This is a genomic window from Sinorhizobium americanum (genome assembly GCF_001651855.1).
GTDB lineage: Bacteria > Pseudomonadota > Alphaproteobacteria > Rhizobiales > Rhizobiaceae > Sinorhizobium > Sinorhizobium americanum.
Window position 1 is genome coordinate 20,575 of the sequence record NZ_LNQC01000048.1, and the last position, 15,560, is coordinate 36,134.

At 60.3% G+C, this 15,560-nt stretch carries 17 protein-coding genes; 14 read left to right on the forward strand and 3 right to left on the reverse strand.

Features of this window, described 5'->3' with window-relative positions; translation table 11 throughout:
* Positions 1-200: 200 nt before the first annotated feature.
* The gene (locus tag ATC00_RS10815; protein ID WP_064252736.1) at positions 201-431 is read left to right on the forward strand and encodes a hypothetical protein; all 231 of its coding nucleotides are present in this window, start codon (positions 201-203) and stop codon (positions 429-431) included.
* A 413-nt stretch (positions 432-844) separates the two neighbouring features.
* Here the strand turns inward: ATC00_RS10815 and ATC00_RS10820 are convergent, their stop codons facing one another.
* Both ATC00_RS10820 and ATC00_RS10825 read right to left on the reverse strand, forming a co-directional pair.
* Entirely contained in the window at positions 845-1,084 is a 240-nt protein-coding gene (locus ATC00_RS10820) for a hypothetical protein (RefSeq protein WP_064252737.1), read from the reverse strand.
* A 356-nt stretch (positions 1,085-1,440) separates the two neighbouring features.
* Positions 1,441-1,845 (reverse strand): helix-turn-helix domain-containing protein, encoded by a 405-nt coding sequence (locus ATC00_RS10825; RefSeq protein WP_064252738.1) that lies wholly within the window; start codon positions 1,843-1,845, stop codon positions 1,441-1,443.
* Positions 1,846-1,941: 96 nt separating this feature from the next.
* On the opposite strand from ATC00_RS10825, the gene ATC00_RS33370 reads away from it, so the two are divergent.
* The 13 genes from ATC00_RS33370 (at position 1,942) to ATC00_RS10885 (ending at position 13,804) form a co-directional block, all read left to right on the forward strand.
* On the forward strand, positions 1,942-2,448 hold the full coding sequence (locus ATC00_RS33370; protein WP_072642939.1) for a hypothetical protein: 507 nt from the start codon (positions 1,942-1,944) through the stop codon (positions 2,446-2,448).
* Complete coding sequence (locus tag ATC00_RS10830) at positions 2,448-3,110, forward strand: lytic transglycosylase domain-containing protein (protein ID WP_064252739.1); 663 nt, start codon at positions 2,448-2,450, stop codon at positions 3,108-3,110. The genes ATC00_RS33370 and ATC00_RS10830 overlap by 1 nt, the downstream gene beginning before the upstream one ends.
* Positions 3,111-3,115: 5 nt before the next feature.
* Complete coding sequence (locus ATC00_RS10835; RefSeq protein ID WP_412458384.1) at positions 3,116-3,409, forward strand: TrbC/VirB2 family protein; 294 nt, start codon at positions 3,116-3,118, stop codon at positions 3,407-3,409.
* Positions 3,410-3,413: 4 nt separating this feature from the next.
* Positions 3,414-3,752, forward strand: coding sequence for a VirB3 family type IV secretion system protein (locus ATC00_RS10840; protein WP_064252741.1), 339 nt, complete (start codon positions 3,414-3,416; stop codon positions 3,750-3,752).
* Positions 3,745-6,111 carry a VirB4 family type IV secretion/conjugal transfer ATPase gene (locus ATC00_RS10845; protein ID WP_064252742.1) on the forward strand — a complete coding sequence of 789 codons (2,367 nt, stop codon included), beginning with the start codon at positions 3,745-3,747 and terminating at the stop codon, positions 6,109-6,111. The genes ATC00_RS10840 and ATC00_RS10845 overlap by 8 nt, the downstream gene beginning before the upstream one ends.
* Positions 6,111-6,806, forward strand: a complete 696-nt coding sequence (gene virB5, locus ATC00_RS10850) for a P-type DNA transfer protein VirB5 (protein ID WP_064252743.1) — start codon at positions 6,111-6,113, stop codon at positions 6,804-6,806. Before ATC00_RS10845 ends, virB5 begins: the two co-directional genes overlap by 1 nt.
* Complete coding sequence (locus ATC00_RS10855) at positions 6,803-7,036, forward strand: EexN family lipoprotein (RefSeq protein ID WP_037382810.1); 234 nt, start codon at positions 6,803-6,805, stop codon at positions 7,034-7,036. The genes virB5 and ATC00_RS10855 overlap by 4 nt, the downstream gene beginning before the upstream one ends.
* Before the next feature lie 5 nt (positions 7,037-7,041).
* A complete protein-coding gene (locus ATC00_RS10860) occupies positions 7,042-7,971 on the forward strand; it encodes a TrbL/VirB6 family protein (RefSeq protein ID WP_064252744.1) in 930 nt (309 codons plus the stop codon).
* A 314-nt stretch (positions 7,972-8,285) separates the two neighbouring features.
* On the forward strand, positions 8,286-8,957 hold the full coding sequence (locus tag ATC00_RS10865) for a VirB8 family type IV secretion system protein (protein WP_064252745.1): 672 nt from the start codon (positions 8,286-8,288) through the stop codon (positions 8,955-8,957).
* A complete protein-coding gene (virB9, locus tag ATC00_RS10870; protein ID WP_064252746.1) occupies positions 8,954-9,817 on the forward strand; it encodes a P-type conjugative transfer protein VirB9 in 864 nt (287 codons plus the stop codon). Before ATC00_RS10865 ends, virB9 begins: the two co-directional genes overlap by 4 nt.
* A gap of 8 nt (positions 9,818-9,825) precedes the next feature.
* Positions 9,826-11,001 (forward strand): type IV secretion system protein VirB10, encoded by a 1,176-nt coding sequence (gene virB10 / locus ATC00_RS10875; RefSeq protein WP_064252747.1) that lies wholly within the window; start codon positions 9,826-9,828, stop codon positions 10,999-11,001.
* 12 nt (positions 11,002-11,013) lie between these two features.
* Positions 11,014-12,003 carry a P-type DNA transfer ATPase VirB11 gene (gene virB11 / locus ATC00_RS10880; RefSeq protein ID WP_064252748.1) on the forward strand — a complete coding sequence of 330 codons (990 nt, stop codon included), beginning with the start codon at positions 11,014-11,016 and terminating at the stop codon, positions 12,001-12,003.
* Between the two features lie 610 nt (positions 12,004-12,613).
* Positions 12,614-13,804: a hypothetical protein gene (locus tag ATC00_RS10885; protein WP_037382849.1), complete on the forward strand. Its 1,191-nt coding sequence runs from the start codon at positions 12,614-12,616 to the stop codon at positions 13,802-13,804.
* 163 nt (positions 13,805-13,967) lie between these two features.
* Here ATC00_RS10885 and ATC00_RS10890 read toward each other — a convergent pair whose 3' ends face one another.
* Positions 13,968-15,158, reverse strand: a complete 1,191-nt coding sequence (locus tag ATC00_RS10890; protein ID WP_064252749.1) for a DUF1173 domain-containing protein — start codon at positions 15,156-15,158, stop codon at positions 13,968-13,970.
* Positions 15,159-15,560 lie beyond the last annotated feature (402 nt).

Below are 15,560 nucleotides of genomic sequence, written 5' to 3' on the forward strand. Positions count from 1 at the left end.
TCGGGCACTCACAACAAGCCTGTGCCCGCCCTCGCTTACACGCGCGACGCCGCTTGAGAGTCGGTATGCGGGCGCAGCGCACCGGCGTCGGGGCCTGGAGCGGTCCAGTTCCCTCTCTTTAAGGTGGCAGCGTCGAGCCGGAGATGGTGGCCGTTCGGAACCGCGGTGGACCCAGTCGTTGACGTTCCAAGGAGTACGACATGTCACTTCACGTTTCTGGCATCAAGGGCACCGTCGCGAGCTTCTTGGCGGAACTCGGCATCATTGAACCGGTGGCGGACGTTTCTACACCGTCGCTGCAATCGCTATCTCCAGAACGGCAGCTACTGGCCGATTGTTATGCCTCCGGGCAGATAGAGGAGTGGGCCTGGCAGCGCCATCTTGACGAAGATCCGGTTCTGGCGGCGCAGTTTAGATGCATGAACCCTTAGGCTCTATATTGCCGTTCTATAGCACGCCATGAGCGAGTTTCGACGCAGTTCGTCTTCGTGCGCTTGGCCGACCACGTTACTCGCCCGATTGCGCCCGTTAATGAAGTCTACATCACCAGCATCAGCAATGTCGCGCCGACAATCAGCAGCGCAGAAAAGGTCGATGCCCAGATCACAAGCATATCGTGGTCGTAGTGGTTTTTCTCGTGCTCAGAGCGATGCATTTGCACCTCCTCTGCCGCTGGAAGACCGGCGCCTTTGCCGCTCTCCTGCCCAATTCGAGATTACTACGAACGCAATGATTCCACCATAATCCTTCGGCTACACGAGGAGGCCTGGCCTCAAGTTCTGCATTGCGACGCCCGAGGCTCGCCCGGGAGCCGACATCAGCTTGCTGGTTCACGATCAAGTGGTCAGGCCGGGTTGGGGTGCACGCAACCGGGGCCGGAGTCAGGTTTGACAGTGTGGAAGACATATAGCCAAAAGGTGAACTCGCCTTCGCGCTTTTCCATCCAAGCTTCAAGTGCTCGGTGCGCAGCCGCGGTCTTGGCGTCGCAGCGGTAGACCTCCATTGCAAGGTCCACAGCCGCGGCCACCGCGCGCTCTTCTTCCACGACCGCCTTGCCAGACGGATCAGGGGTCTTCTTCGACATGTTGACTCTCCTTCAAGAGTCCGGCGCAGAACGAGGTGGCCGGACGCTCTCATAGCGATGAACCAGATCGCATCGTCCGGAAGCACAGGCTGCGCTCATGTCGGCCGTGTTGAACGCTAGTTTATTTGGTAGATCAGGGGAAGACGCAAAATCTGCAATCGCAGGTCGAACTCCCGCTGGAGCCCCCCGGGGGCGCCCTGATCACCCGCCCGTCGCAGCTTGAGACGCCATGACCGTATTGAACTCCTCATCCAGCCGCATTCGAGGCGGCCAATTGTGCAACGTTTTAGGTCGGGGCAAACCAGACGACGCTCGCTTGCTCGAGAACACACGCCTGACGAACGACCCGATCAAACTCAAGATTTCGATGCACTTTGATTCGCCGGGGGCGCAGTTGATTCGAGATTTTTGCCTCCCTCTAGACTGCGAATCTTCTCCAGGATTTCGCTGGCGATCTCGAATTGTCGCGCCTTGCCGCGTCCCATCGAATTCTTGACAAACCTCTCGGTCAGCAGCCCGCGTCGCACAAGAGGGTCTATCGTTTCCGTGACGCCTGTACGTGTAAGGCCGGTATTTTCGATGATATTTGAAAGCGTTAGGCGTTGATGGCCCTGGTGCATGATGTAGAGCACGCTCATCATGCCGATCTGCTTCAGACGCGACTGGGGTGTCTCGTCTTCAAGCGGATGATCGAAGATTTCACGGAAGATGAAGCCCGAAAAGGCGAGGCTATGCCACTGAACGTCGAGAGCTCTTGTCATTATTTAAACTGCATTGTATAGGTCAGTATATTGAAGGTGCGGCGAGTGCGATGGCAGGGACATCGCCCTTTCCCGTGATCTTGAAGGCTCCTGTTCATGAGAAATCTTCTCTCCGTTCTGGCTCTCATCAGCGTCCCTTTATCATACCTCATTCCAGCGAGTAACGCGCGCGCTGACGATTGGGGCTGCCAGGTCATTCTATGCCTTTCAAACCCCGGTGGTCCATTGCAGTACGCAGCGTGCCGGCCGCCTATCCAAAGGCTTTGGCGAGCGCTTGGCAGGGGAGACAGGTTCCCGACCTGCAGCAGCGTCGGTTTGAACGCTTCGCGTCCCCGCTTTGAGCCGTATTACTGCGATGACGGCTTCAGGCTTACCACGCGCACAAGCGATCGTGGGCAGGCGGCAAGTTGCGTCTCGACGAGACCTCAAAGCCTCCCGACGAGCGAATGCAACGATGCCGACGATGCACCTTCTTTTCGCTACCCGGGCGGCGACGAACGACGTTGCCGGCGTTACGTGGTCAGACGGCCCCACGTCCGCTCAAAACCGCACTACGTCGACGTGACCATCGACGGGATTGGCAGTCAGAGGGTGTGGTACTGATGCCCGCTGACTTCGTCGAGCTTGCGCAAATGTGTGCTCCGGACATGGCCGTCGAGACGCTCGCAGCAATCGTGAGCCTGGAAAGCGGATTTCACCCCTTCGCAATTCGCATCAAAAGCGGCGCGCCGCTTGCCAAGCAGCCCGAGTCCAAAGCCGAAGCGATCGCGGTCGCATCGGGACTGCTTGCCGATCGCCAAGACGTCCAACTCGGCCTTGGCGGGATAGGACACGACGACCTTCCAACGCTCAATCTCACCCTCGCCGATGCCTTTGAACCATGCCTGAACCTCAAGGCGACCGCGACATTGCTGAACGGCTACTACCGGGTGGCTCTCCGTAGTGGGAAGGCATCCGAGAGTGCCGAACGCTTCATGCTGCAGTCCTTTTATGGGCGAGGCGATGCGTCCCTCGGCGCGCTTGCGCAATACGACGAACGGGCCATGCGCGAGGCGAGGCGGCTTTCAAAGAGGCTGACATCGCTGACCATAGGATCACGAGCCGTGGGTGATAGCGCTCGCTCGGACGTATCGGCTGCTCCCGAAAAGGATCCTGCCCCCTTTGAAGAACAGCTGGCAACTCCGCCACCTTGGGATGTCTTCGCCAGCGGGCGGACGACCTCTGTCTTTGTTTTCCGAAACGACCAACAGGAGCGATCCGAATGACTTTCATGGCCACCGCCCGTACTGTTCTCACCGTCGCTTCGACAGCGGTTATCGTTTCGATCGTCATGGTCGAACCAGCTTTCGCCCAGGCAACGGGCGGCATTGAAAGCGTGCTTCAAAACATCGTCGATATGCTGACCGGCAATGTCGCGAAACTGCTCGCGACCATTGCCGTCATAATAGTCGGCATCGCCTGGATGTTCGGATATCTCGATTTGCGCAAGGCGGCTTACGTCGTCCTCGGCATCGGCATCATCTTTGGTGCCTCCGAGATTGTCAGCACGATTTCGGGGGCCTGAGATCATGCCTGCAGAAATCGCTCTTGAGGAGGACACGCTGTTCCTCGCTTGCACCCGTCCCGCGATGGTTGCCGGCGTCACTATGGAGGCGATGGGCGTCAACCTCATGCTGACGACGATCCTCTATGTCCTCGCCGGTTCGGTCGGTTACGCACTTTTTGGCGTTGTCCTTCACCTTTTCTTCCGAACGCTGGTCAAGCAGGACCACAATATGTTCCGCCTTCTGATCGGCTCGATCGAGACGCGCGGCCGCTCCCGTAACGACGCCCACTGGGGCGGTACGTCGCTGACGCCTTTGAAGCTCGGCCGGCGTTACGACGAAAGGGATATCGGCCTTGCCTAACCTTGCCGCCATCAGGGCCCGTGAGCTGGAGCCGGAAACTTTCATCCCCTACGTCCGCCATGTCGATGAGACGACGATAGCGCTCGACTCGCGGAGCCTGATGGTCATGGTGGTACTCGATGGCGTGTCGTTCGAGACGGCTGACGTTCTGGACCTCAACGGCTTGCATCGCGATCTCAACACGCTCTACCGCAACGTTGCCGACGAGCGTCTGGCGATCTGGACCCACATCGTTCGTCGCCGCGACAACGAATATCCCGAGGGCACGTTCGTCAGCGCCTTTTCGGACGCGCTAAATGGCAAATATCGTGACTGCATGATGCGCGAAGATCTGTTTCGCAACGATCTTTATCTGACGCTTCTGTGGAGCCCGAGCCGAGACCCCGCGGAAAAGATCACCAGCCTCGTTTCTCGGCTGCGCAGAGCGCGCCACGCCGACATCGAACTGGACGGGGAGGCGCTGAAACTGCTCGGCGACAAGCTCGTCGACGTGACGGTTGGCCTCCAGCGCTTTCGGCCACGCGTGCTGTCGCTCTATGAGCGCGACGGTCTTTTGTTTTCCGAGCCAAGCGAGGTTCTGCATCAGATCGTCGGTGGCCGGCGTGAGCCGGTTCCACTGACACAAGGGCGCATATCCTCCGCAATATACTCGGATCGCTTGATCTTCGGACGCGAGACCGTGGAGATTCGCCATGAGGCCAAAAGCCGCTATGCCGGCATGTTCGGCTTCAAGGAATATCCGGCAAAGACCCGGACCGGCATGCTTGACGGCGTGCTCACCGCTCCCTTCGAGCTCGTCCTGACGCAATCCTTTGCCTTCACCGCGAAGGCTGATGCCCGTACCATCCTGGGGCGCAAGCAGAACCAGATGGTCAGCGCCGGCGACAAGGCGGCCTCGCAAGTCGAGGAGCTCGAAGCAGCCATGGACGATCTCGAATCCAATCGGTTCGTGCTCGGCGAGCATCATCTGACACTCTCGGTCTTCGCCCCAAGCGTCAAGGAGCTTACCGGCAATCTGGCCAAGGCCCGATCGCATCTGACCAATGGCGGGGCCGTGGTGGCCCGCGAGGATTTGGGCCTTGAGGCGGCCTGGTGGGCGCAACTGCCGGGCAATTTCCGTTACCGCGCCCGGTCCGGGGCGATCACCTCACGGAATTTCGCGGCACTTTCGCCCTTCCATTCCTACCCGATCGGCCAGAAGGACGGCAACGAATGGGGACCGGCAGTTGCCATGCTGAAAACCGTGTCCGGTTCGCCCTATTATTTCAACTTCCATCACGGCGATGTCGGCAACACGTTCGTCTGCGGCCCCTCCGGCGCCGGCAAAACCGTGCTTTTGAATTTCATGCTCTCGCAGCTCGAAAAGCACGATCCGCATGTGGTGCTCTTCGACAAGGATCGAGGCGCCGATCTTTTCGTACGGGCTGCCGGCGGCACCTATCTGCCGCTGAGGAACGGCACGCCAACCCGATGCGCGCCGTTGAAGGCGCTCGAGCTGACACCACAGAACAAGGTGTTCCTGGCGCATTGGGTCGGCAAGCTGGCCGGCCCCGCAACAGGTGATTTCTCCGTCGGCGAATTGCGCGACATTGCGGCTGCGATCGACGGATTAGCCGACCTGCCGGTCGAGCACCGTACAATCGGGGCGCTTCGGACCTTCCTCAACAACACCGATCCGGAAGGGATCGCCGCCAGGCTGCGCCGATGGGAAAGGGGAGGGGAGCTCGGTTGGGTCTTCGACAATCCCTTCGACGACATCGGCATCGGGGCCAAGTTCCTCGGCTACGACATGACCGATTTTCTCGACAACGAGGAAATCCGCACACCCCTGATGGCCTATCTCTTCTATCGCGTCGAGCAGTTGATCGACGGGCGCCGCATCATCATCGTCATCGACGAATTCTGGAAGGCCCTGGCCGATGAGGGCTTCCGCGAACTGGCCCAGAACAAGCTGAAGACGATCCGCAAACAGAACGGACTGATGCTGTTCGCCACGCAAAGCCCGCGTGACGCGATCACCTCGCCCATTGCCCATACGATTATCGAGCAGTGCCCGACCCAGGTATTTTTACCGAATCCGCGTGGCAACCGAAGCGACTATGTCGACGGGTTCAAGCTCACCGAGCGGGAATTCACGCTTCTCGCTCGCGAGCTTTCCAACGAGAGCCGCCGCTTCATCCTCAAGCAGGGCCACAACAGCGTCGTCGCCGAACTCGATCTCGCCGGTTTCGACGACGAACTGGCAATCCTGTCCGGTCGAACGGCAAATGTCGAACTCGCCGACGCAATCCGCCACGAGGCCGGCGACCGACCTGAAGTCTGGCTACCGATCTTTCAGCAAAGAAGGAGTGCAAGCTGATGGCTAAACGTACCACGCTCCATGCGGCAATCGCCGCTCTTCTCGTATCATCCCGTCTGGCAACAGCGCAGGGGATTCCGGTGATCGACCAGACGGCGATCGCCAAGCACATCGAGAGCATCTCCCAGCTCAAATCTCAGCTCGACACCTTGAACCAGCAGCTTCAGCAGGCTGAAAAGCTCTTCGGCTCGCTCAACAAGCTCACCAACATGGCGGACATCGCGAGCGTGCTGAACGACTCATCGGTCCGCCAGGCCCTACCGCACGACTTCCAAGCCGTCGCCAGTGTCCTCAACGGAGCCGGAGGAGGGGTCTTCGGCGCTTCTTCGTCGCAGTTCCTGAATGACAATTCAATCTACAGGACGAGCGCCAACGATTTCTATGCCGAGGAGCTTTCCCGTCTCCAGAAGCGCAACGCCGGCCAGATGAGCCTCGGCCAGCAAGTTTATGACGCGGCAACCAAACGGATCGACGGCATTGACCAGTTGCGTCAGCAGATCTCCGCGGCAAACGACGCCAAGGACATTGCCGACCTGCAGGCGCGGTTGCAGGCCGAAACGGCATTCCTCCAAAACGATGTGCTTCGCATGCAGGCGCTACGCATGATCCAGCAGGCTCAAGTCCAGGTCGACGAGCAGCGCAGGGCCGAGGACTGGCGCAAGCGCATGGACGCGATGGGAGCGGCATTGCAATGAAGGTTCTCACGCTCTGCATGCTCATAATCGCACTCGCCGCCTGCTCCAACGAGCCCGAGCGAGCCTATACCGTCGATGAATTCCTGGCGAACAAATCCCTCCTTGCCGAGGTAATCGGCAAGTGCCGCAACAATCCGGGCGAGCTCGGCAACACTCCGAACTGCCAAAACGCCGCAGCCGCAGCCTTCAAGGCTCGCCTTCAGCGTATGGGTCAGGCGCTCGGAGGGTGACGCATATGTATCAGGTCTTTGCCTTCGTCGACGGGCAGTTCAAGGCGCCCCTGGAGAACTTCATTTCCTCGGGCACCTCCAACATCGCCAATTGGGCCACCGGCCCTTTGACTGCGGCACTGACCTTACATGTCGTCCTTTATGGTTTCCTGGTCATCCGCGGATCGGTCCAGGAACCGGTCATGGACTTCGCGTTTCGCGCGATGAAGCTGGCGATCATTCTGATGCTGGTCAAGAATGCCGGCAACTATCAGACCTATGTCAGCGATGTCTTCTTCGAGGCGCTTCCGAAGGAAATTTCTCAGGCATTGAACTCCGGCAGGACACCGAGCGCTTCGGCCTTCGACAGCCTGCTCGACAAGGGGCAGAAGACTGCAAGTGAGATATGGAACCAAGCCAACTGGCCGGTTGATATGGCCACCAGCATCAGCGGCACGCTCGTCATCGGCGCGAGCTTCGTCGTTGCTGCGGTTGGCTATGTCGTGTCCCTTTATGCCAGGCTGGCGCTCGCCATCGTGCTCGCGATCGGGCCGATATTCGTTGCACTAGCTATGTTCCAGTCCACGCGCCGGTTCACCGAGGCCTGGATCGGTCAACTCGTCAACTTCGTCATCCTGCAGGTCTTGGTGGTCGCGATCGGTTCGCTGCTGATCACCTGCATCGACTCAACCTTCGCCGAGGTCGAAGGCTATAGCGACGTGCTGATGCGGCCGATCGCTCTTTGCGCCATCTGCCTCGCCGCTTTCTACGTTTTCTACCAGCTTCCGGGCATCGCGTCGGCACTCGCCTCCGGCGGCGCATCGCTAACCTACGGCTATGGCACGGCGCGTCGGGCCCATGAGAGCACGCTTGCATGGGGTACCTTGTACGCCACGCGCGTTGCCGGTCGCAGCCTTCGTGCGGTCGGAGGTACCCTCACTTCCGGGAAGACCTGATCAACGGCTTGAAAAAACAATCAAAAGGCAATTCCGCATGATACGAATAGCGCTGTTTGTCTGTGTGGCATCTGCCGTAAGCGCCTGTGCGTCGCATTCCCACTCTCCGCCCAAATGCGATGGCTATTCCCGCCGGCCGCTCAATCGGTCGATGTGGCAGTGGCAGGAGAAGGGCGCGCTAAAGCAGAGCCTTTCGGATCTGACGCGAACTGGGCCAGCGACCATCGCATTAGCCTTTACCGAAGGACCGGCAACGGATCGGCCTCCAGCCTTTGGGGCCTTCCGCCTCGCCGGCTCGTGTGCGGGGTAGAGCCATGGTTATCGCAGAAAGCCTCAAGAGCTACTTCGACAAGGCGAGGCGCTTCGATCAGGACCGCATGATCATGGCCGAACGCTCGGTCCGGATTGCCTGGTCCGTCGCCATCATAGCTGGCCTCCTGGCCGTCTTCCTGGCGGTCGCCGTCCTGGCCCTGACGCCCTTGAAGACGGTCGAGCCCTTCGTCGTCAGGGTCGACAACTCTACAGGCATCGTCGACGTGGTGTCGGCCTTGGGCTCGGCGCCCGGCACCTATGACGAAGCGGTGACCAAATATTTCGCCGCCAGATATGTGCGGGGACGCGAGGGCTATGTCTGGAGCGAGGCGGAGGAAAACTTCCGTACCGTCTCACTGCTGTCGGCCGAGGCGGAGCAGTCGCGCTTTGCCGCCCTCTATCGTGGCAGCAATCCTCAGTCGCCGCAGAATACTTACGGCCGCATTGCGACCTCGAAGGTCAATATCGTTTCGATTGCACTGATCAACGCGCAGGTCGCCTCGGTCCGCTACACCAAAACTGTCGTGCGCGGCGAGGAGGTCCGGACCACCCATTGGGTGGCGACGCTCACCTTCGACTACGTCAACGCCCCCATGTCCGCGACCGACCGGCTTGTGAACCCGCTCGGCTTTGTCGTCAGCGAATACAGGGCCGACCCGGAGGCCATCAAGTGAAATACCGCCGCCTGTTCACCGCAGTTCTCGCGAGCGCCGTCCTCTCGACCAGCGCATCTGCACTGGAGACGCCGCGCGCCGCACCCCACGACAATCGCGTTCGCTTCATCGACTATCAGCCCTATGACATCACGAAGATCGTCGGATCGCTGCGCTCCTCCGTGCAGGTCGAGTTCGCCGCGGACGAAGAGGTCGCGCATGTGGCGCTTGGCAACAGCGTTGCCTGGGAAGTGGCGCCGGCCGGAAACATCCTTTTCTTGAAGCCCCGCGAGAGCCAGCCGGTGACGAACATCTCGGTGGTGACTGCTCGCCGGGATGGCTCGACCCGCAGTTACCAGATGGAGCTCACGGTGCGCGACGGTTCGGTGGCAGCGGGTCAGAACACATTTTTCTACGTAAAGTATCGCTATCCGGCCGACGAGGCGGAGCGCCGCCGCCTTGAAGCCACCTCACGGGCACAAGCGGCCCAAGCGCGCGAGGCTGATCAGGTATTTTCGCTGCATGAAGCCTTCGGTCGGCGCAATTGGCGTTATTCGGCGCAGGGTTCGGCTGCACTCGAGCCAACTGCCGTCTACGACAATGGCAAGATCACGACCTTTGTCTTCTCCGGCAATCAGGAAATGCCTGCAATCTACGTCGAGAACGCGGACGGAACGGAGAGCCTTGTGCCGAAATCTATCAATGACGACCTGGTCCGCGTCCATGCGATCAGCCGCAAGTTCATCCTGCGAAGGGGAGGGGACGTGCTCTGCGTGTTCAACGAGGCTTATGATCCGCTCGGCGTCAATCCGGATACCAATACGACCTCTCCCTCCGTCGAGCGTGTCGCAAGGCAGCCGCTGGCAGGCGCTGGGCGATAGGGGCGGCAATGACAGAACATTTGCTGGACCGAATCCCCGGAGAGCGCGCCGAAACGGCTAGCGGTCGTCGGTTCGACGGACACCCATTGGTAAGGCGCGGCGCCGTGGCGGCAGCGATGATTGCGTTCATTGGACTTGCCCTCTGGTCGATGCGCGATCCGGAGGTCAAAGCGGATGCGGCTGATCCGAAACGCGTGGTCATCCGTCAGACGACCAGTTTCGAGCCGGTGAAGGAGGAACCAAAGATCGAGGCCGCCGTGTCGGAGGTCGAGCTGCCCACGCCGGTCGTGTCGAGAAAAGCAGCGCCGGCCGATGATCCGCTACTCGACTCGGCGCGCCGCGCACCAGTCATGGCCTATGACGGACAGCGTGCCCTGCCGCAGCGGCGAGAAAATACTGCAACCAGCACCGATCCCGACGCCAACTATCTGCCCCTCGATTCAACCTTCGCCACCTTCAACACGCAGCGTGAGGATCAGGCTCGACGTTTCGATCAGCTGATGACGCCGACGCAACTCGAGGGATCGCGCGCTGGAAGGCTCGGCAACCGGAACTTCATCGTGGCGATAGGAGCCTCGATCCCATGCGTGCTCGAAACCGCACTCGCCTCCGACCAGCCGGGCTTTGCGAGCTGCATCATCAGCCGCGATGTGCTGTCCGATAATGGCCGGGTCGTACTGATGGAAAAGGGCACCCAGGTGGTCGGCGAGTATCGCGGCGGCCTTACACGCGGCCAAAACCGCCTGTTCGTCCTCTGGAACCGTGCCAAGACCCCCAAGGGCGTGATCATCACGCTCGCCTCGCCAACAACGGATGCGCTCGGCCGGGCGGGGATGGATGGTTATGTCGACAGCCATTGGTGGGAGCGTTTCGGCAGCGCCCTGCTGCTGTCGATCGTCGGCGATGCTTCCAGTTATCTTGGCAGCCGTCTGCAGGACGGCGACGTAGAAGCCCAAAGAACCACCACCGCCGGCCAGCAGGCGGCGACCGTCGCCGTCGAGCAGTCGATCAACATTCCACCGACGCTGAAAAAGCATCAGGGCGAGCTCGTGTCGATCTTCGTCGCCCGCGACCTCGATTTCTCCGGCGTCTACAGTCTGCGTGTGATCGAGCCGCGCTCCCGAATCTTCAACCCCGCAAGCCTGGGGGAGTTCGGCTCGCGGTCGAACCCGGTAACGAAATAGGCAGAAGATCCGATGGCGGAAGCAGCAGATGCAGGTGTCGTGCGCGAACTGCTCGCGCCGCTCTCGCGGTTTCTGGAGAACAAGGCGCTCTATGAGATCGTCGTGAACCGGCCTTGCGAGGTATTGACCGAAGGGGCGGGCGGATGGGCGAGCCATCACGCGCCCGAACTGACCTTCGCGAAGCTGATGCGGCTTGCTCGCGCCATCGCAACCTATTCGAACCAGGCTATCGACGAGCAACGCCCAATCCTCTCCGCGACCCTGCCGGGGGAGGAGCGTATCCAGATTGTCATCCCGCCGGCAGCCCTCAAGGAAACAGTCAGCATCACCATTCGGAAACCGTCGTCAGTGACGTTCAGTCTCGATGAGCTGGAGAAGGGCGGGCTGTTCGACGTGGCCTCTCCCGAGGGCCCCGTGACAGCAAACCGTAATCTTATCGAACTGCACCGAAAGGGCGCCTATGCGGAGTTCCTGCGCGGGGCGGTGCTGGCGCGCAAGAACATTATCATTTCGGGGGCAACCGGGTCAGGCAAGACCACCTTGTCGAAGGCGCTGATCCGGCACATCCCCGACAGGGAGCGGATCATCTCGATCGAGGACACGCCGGAACTTGTCATCGCGCAGCCGAACCATGTCCGGCTGTTCTATTCCAAGGGCGGCCAGGGCACTGCCAAAATCGGTCCAAAGGATCTGCTGGAATCATGTATGCGAATGCGGCCTGATCGAATTCTTCTGCAGGAACTGCGTGATGGCACGGCGTTCTACTACATTCGGAATATCAATTCCGGGCATCCAGGCTCCATCACGACGGTGCATGCAGACTCGGCACGGCTAGCGGTCGAACAGCTGACACTGCTTGTCAAAGAGTCCGAAAGCGGCAAGGATCTTGAAAGGTCTGATATCCGTGATCTCCTTAGAGTCGCAGTTGATATTGTCATTCAATGCAAGCGGATCAACGGCCGTTTCCACGTTACCGAGATCTGCATTGATCCTCTCGAATAACAGCGCCCGCTGAGAAGGCAGATTGAGAATCCTGAGCCGGTCAAAGGCGGCTCGCTGATTACCGGCCCTCGGATTTTCGAGATTGCCTGGTCCAGCCCAAGCATCCTCGCTTGTCCTGTGCACGGCCTCGTTATGCCTTCCCACAAATGAGCTATACCGACAAATACGGTCATCTGAGCTATCAGACGATGCTTGCGGATCTGCGACAGTGGTCGCTCGACGCGCCATGGTCTGCGGGACCTGCCCTCAGGCGGCCGCCCTATTCCTGTCACGGTGAAACAGCGACGACACTGGCATGAAGGCGTGAACGGTCGATCTAAACGGCCGAAACGTTCTCGGGGGGGGCGCCGGCAGTACCGGGCGAGGAGATCGTAATCGAAGCGCTGTGCTGCTGGTGGCAAGGCTGCAGAGTGAGAGGGCCTGCCAGGCAGGGCGTGGACAGAGGGGTCGGAGAGTGGGGCAGTTTGCGCCGACGAATGACGCGACCATCGATTTTCTCCCGCGGCCTCTGCCCACCTGACCCAACGTCGCCGGTCACTATTCGGCGGCGGCAGTAATCCTCATCAGCCCGGCCATTGCGCCGGGCGCTTTTGTTTCAGGAGACTTGCACATGAACAGCATGCTTCCCAACGCTCAATCGGCCTCGTCCGGCTTCAAGGTCGATATCTCGCGCGGCGAGCGCATCGGTCGCGTGTCGTCTGAATGGTTCTCACGTCCGGACGACCAACGCTACCTCTCTCTCGGCGAGCTCTACAACGCGGTCAAATCGCGGGCCGATTGCGCCCACGCCCGTACGGTTGAAAGCGCCGCCATCCGTGTGGAGGCGAGTCGCGACAATTCCGAGCGGCTCGAACTGATCGTTCCCGGCCAGAGGCAGCCGATCGCGCCTACGCACTGGAGCTACGGCCAGCTTTGTAGCCTGGTCGGAGCGCCGGCAACCTATATGCGCCAGCTTCCTGCTCCGCTCGCCGGCATCAACCTTCAGCACGGCTTGCTCTCGCATAGGTCCGAGCTGGTCAAGACGCTTGAGGCCGACGGGGAGCGCGTCGAGCTTCGCGCGATTACCGGGCCTGAGTACGGCAGGGTCTGGGACCACGAGCTTGTCAGCGCCGTTATGGATATCGCCGGCAACGGTACCGGCGACACAATGTGGAAGGTGCCGGGCGTTCTCGACTGGTCGACGATGACCCACAATCCCTTCGTGGACATCAGCAAGGAGACCACCACCCTCTATGCCAGCGATCGCGACGTTTTTCTGTTCCTTGTCGACGACACGCACCCGATCGAAGCCGGCCGCCTGGCTAACGGCGAACCCGATCTCTATTTCCGCGGTTTCTATTGCTGGAACAGCGAAGTGGGTTCGAAGTCGCTCGGGATCGCCTCCTTCTATCTGCGCGCGGTGTGCTGCAATCGAAACCTCTGGGGTACGGAAAATTTCGAGGAGATCGTCATTCGTCATTCGAAGTTCGCCGGCCATCGGTTCGCGCATGAGGCGGCACCGGCGCTGACCAACTTTGCCAACTCATCCCCGGTGCCCTTTGTTGCGGGAATCAAGGCGGCGCGCGAACGCATCGTCGTGCGCACTGACGAGGATCGCCATGGCTTTTTGCGCAAGCGCGGCTTCTCGAGGGGCGAAACCGCCAGGATCATCGACACCGTCTTGCAGGAAGAGGGTCGGCCGCCGGAATCGATCTTCGATTTCGTACAGGGGATGACGGCACTCGCCCGAACGAAGTCCCACCAGGACACCCGCCTCGAACTGGAAGGCAAGGCGAAGAAGCTTCTAGAACAAACTTCCTGACGGCTATTCCAAGACGCAAGCCACGCGCATTGCCGGCGTCGAGCAGGGCTTTCACAGTCCGAATATCCGGTGCGATGACAAGGGGCGCGTGAGTTGGAAAAGGGCCGGGCCGAGTGTGGCCCGGCCGGAGATAACGTTCCTCTTCTGCCGATCGCACCCATGATTACGGCAGTCTCGGCATTTCGCCCTCCGCCACGCGCCAGACCCATGGCGTCATCTCGGGCCTTGCCTCGATCATTTCCGCTAAGGCACGCTCGTAATCCTCACGCGCACCAGCCGGAACTACGAACATCGCGATTGGGGCGGGCCGCTGCTCCGGCAAGGTTACCGCCACGATCGGTTGCTCGCGCGCGAGATTGAAACGTAGTCCCTTGACGCTTTTCCGCTTCAAAACACTCAGCTTCTCCAAAAGCCGCAGTTCGTCGATGCTCTCGAATGGAAGCCAGTGTTCGTTGACGACCATGAGTGCAAGCTCGTCGACCGAGGCGACCCCGCCCTGCGAAATCCCGAATGTGGCTATCAAGATGAGATGGAATTCTTCGCTCGAGCGCCACAGCTCAAGTTCCGTCTCGTACCGGGCACTGAGCCGCTTCAACGCCCCATCTCCGATCATTAAGGGAAACGGAAGATGCCGGAGCAGGATCCTCTGGCCTTCGCGCGCGGCTGTGAACTCCTTCACTTCCGCAACGGTGATCATCAGTTTGCGCGGTCCCGTCCCGGAACTTCGCGCCCCAGCGAGAGCTGCAGTCCGGCGTGCCACGATCCCTTCCTTGTCCTCCTGGTGGAAGACTTCCGGCACGAACAGCATGTCGCTGAGCGGCTCACCACGTACCGTCATTTGCGAAGCGGCACTCAAAAGGCTTGAGCGTACCCGACCCCAGCCACGCTTGCCGGCCCAGGAGGAGCACCATTCCGTCAATTCCCCGATTTCCCAAAGATAGTGGAGCATGGCGCGCAAAGAGAGCTTTTTCGTTTCGTTGCGAATGGCCGGCACTACAGCCTCAGTCGGTTGAGAAGCCGCCACACGCGGCCCTTTCTTCGTCATCGCGAAATCCAGCTTCAAGGCCGTTCGGCCATTGGCATCGATCTGAATTGCGTTGCCAATCAAAGGCCCGAGACCGGACAACTCGTAAGGCGGTTCATAGGATGCGCAAGCCGGGTCGTGACCGCGCCCGGAAAGCGGCATGCGCTTGACGAGATACTGTCCATCCAAACGTGCGATATACATAGGAAGCGGCGGTTCCTTGCACCGGCAATGCGGCCGGAGCTTCTGCTCATAGGCGCCGGGCAGGAGCGCCTGGAATTCCATCGAATCCTCTTCGAATGTCCTGCCGCCGATCAGATAGCGCCGCACCCTGATCCTCCTTTACCTCCCGAAGCGTCTTCCCCATTGGTTGGGAAGAGCCCGCCGAATACTGTTCTAAATAAAGCAGTTTAATCGGCCGTATTCAATCTTTTCGAGCACCACTGACGGCCCGGACCATCCGCCGGTCAACAGACCTGCCGCCAAGCTGGCAGGGCCGCTGTTCCGCGCTGGCGCAGCCGCTGGCGGGCACGCTTTGCCGACAGCCTGCGCCACCGCGGAATCCTGCGGGCATCCCTCTATCCGGCCCTGCGGTTCCACTCGTCTCTGCTGCTGCCGCGATCTCGCCACCGGCCGGACGCGAGCTATTGTCCGAGCCTGTGTGGAAACGTGTTGATATGATAGAGTGATTCCCGTTGAGCGGGGGTCGGGATGAAGCGTTTCATTGAGGGC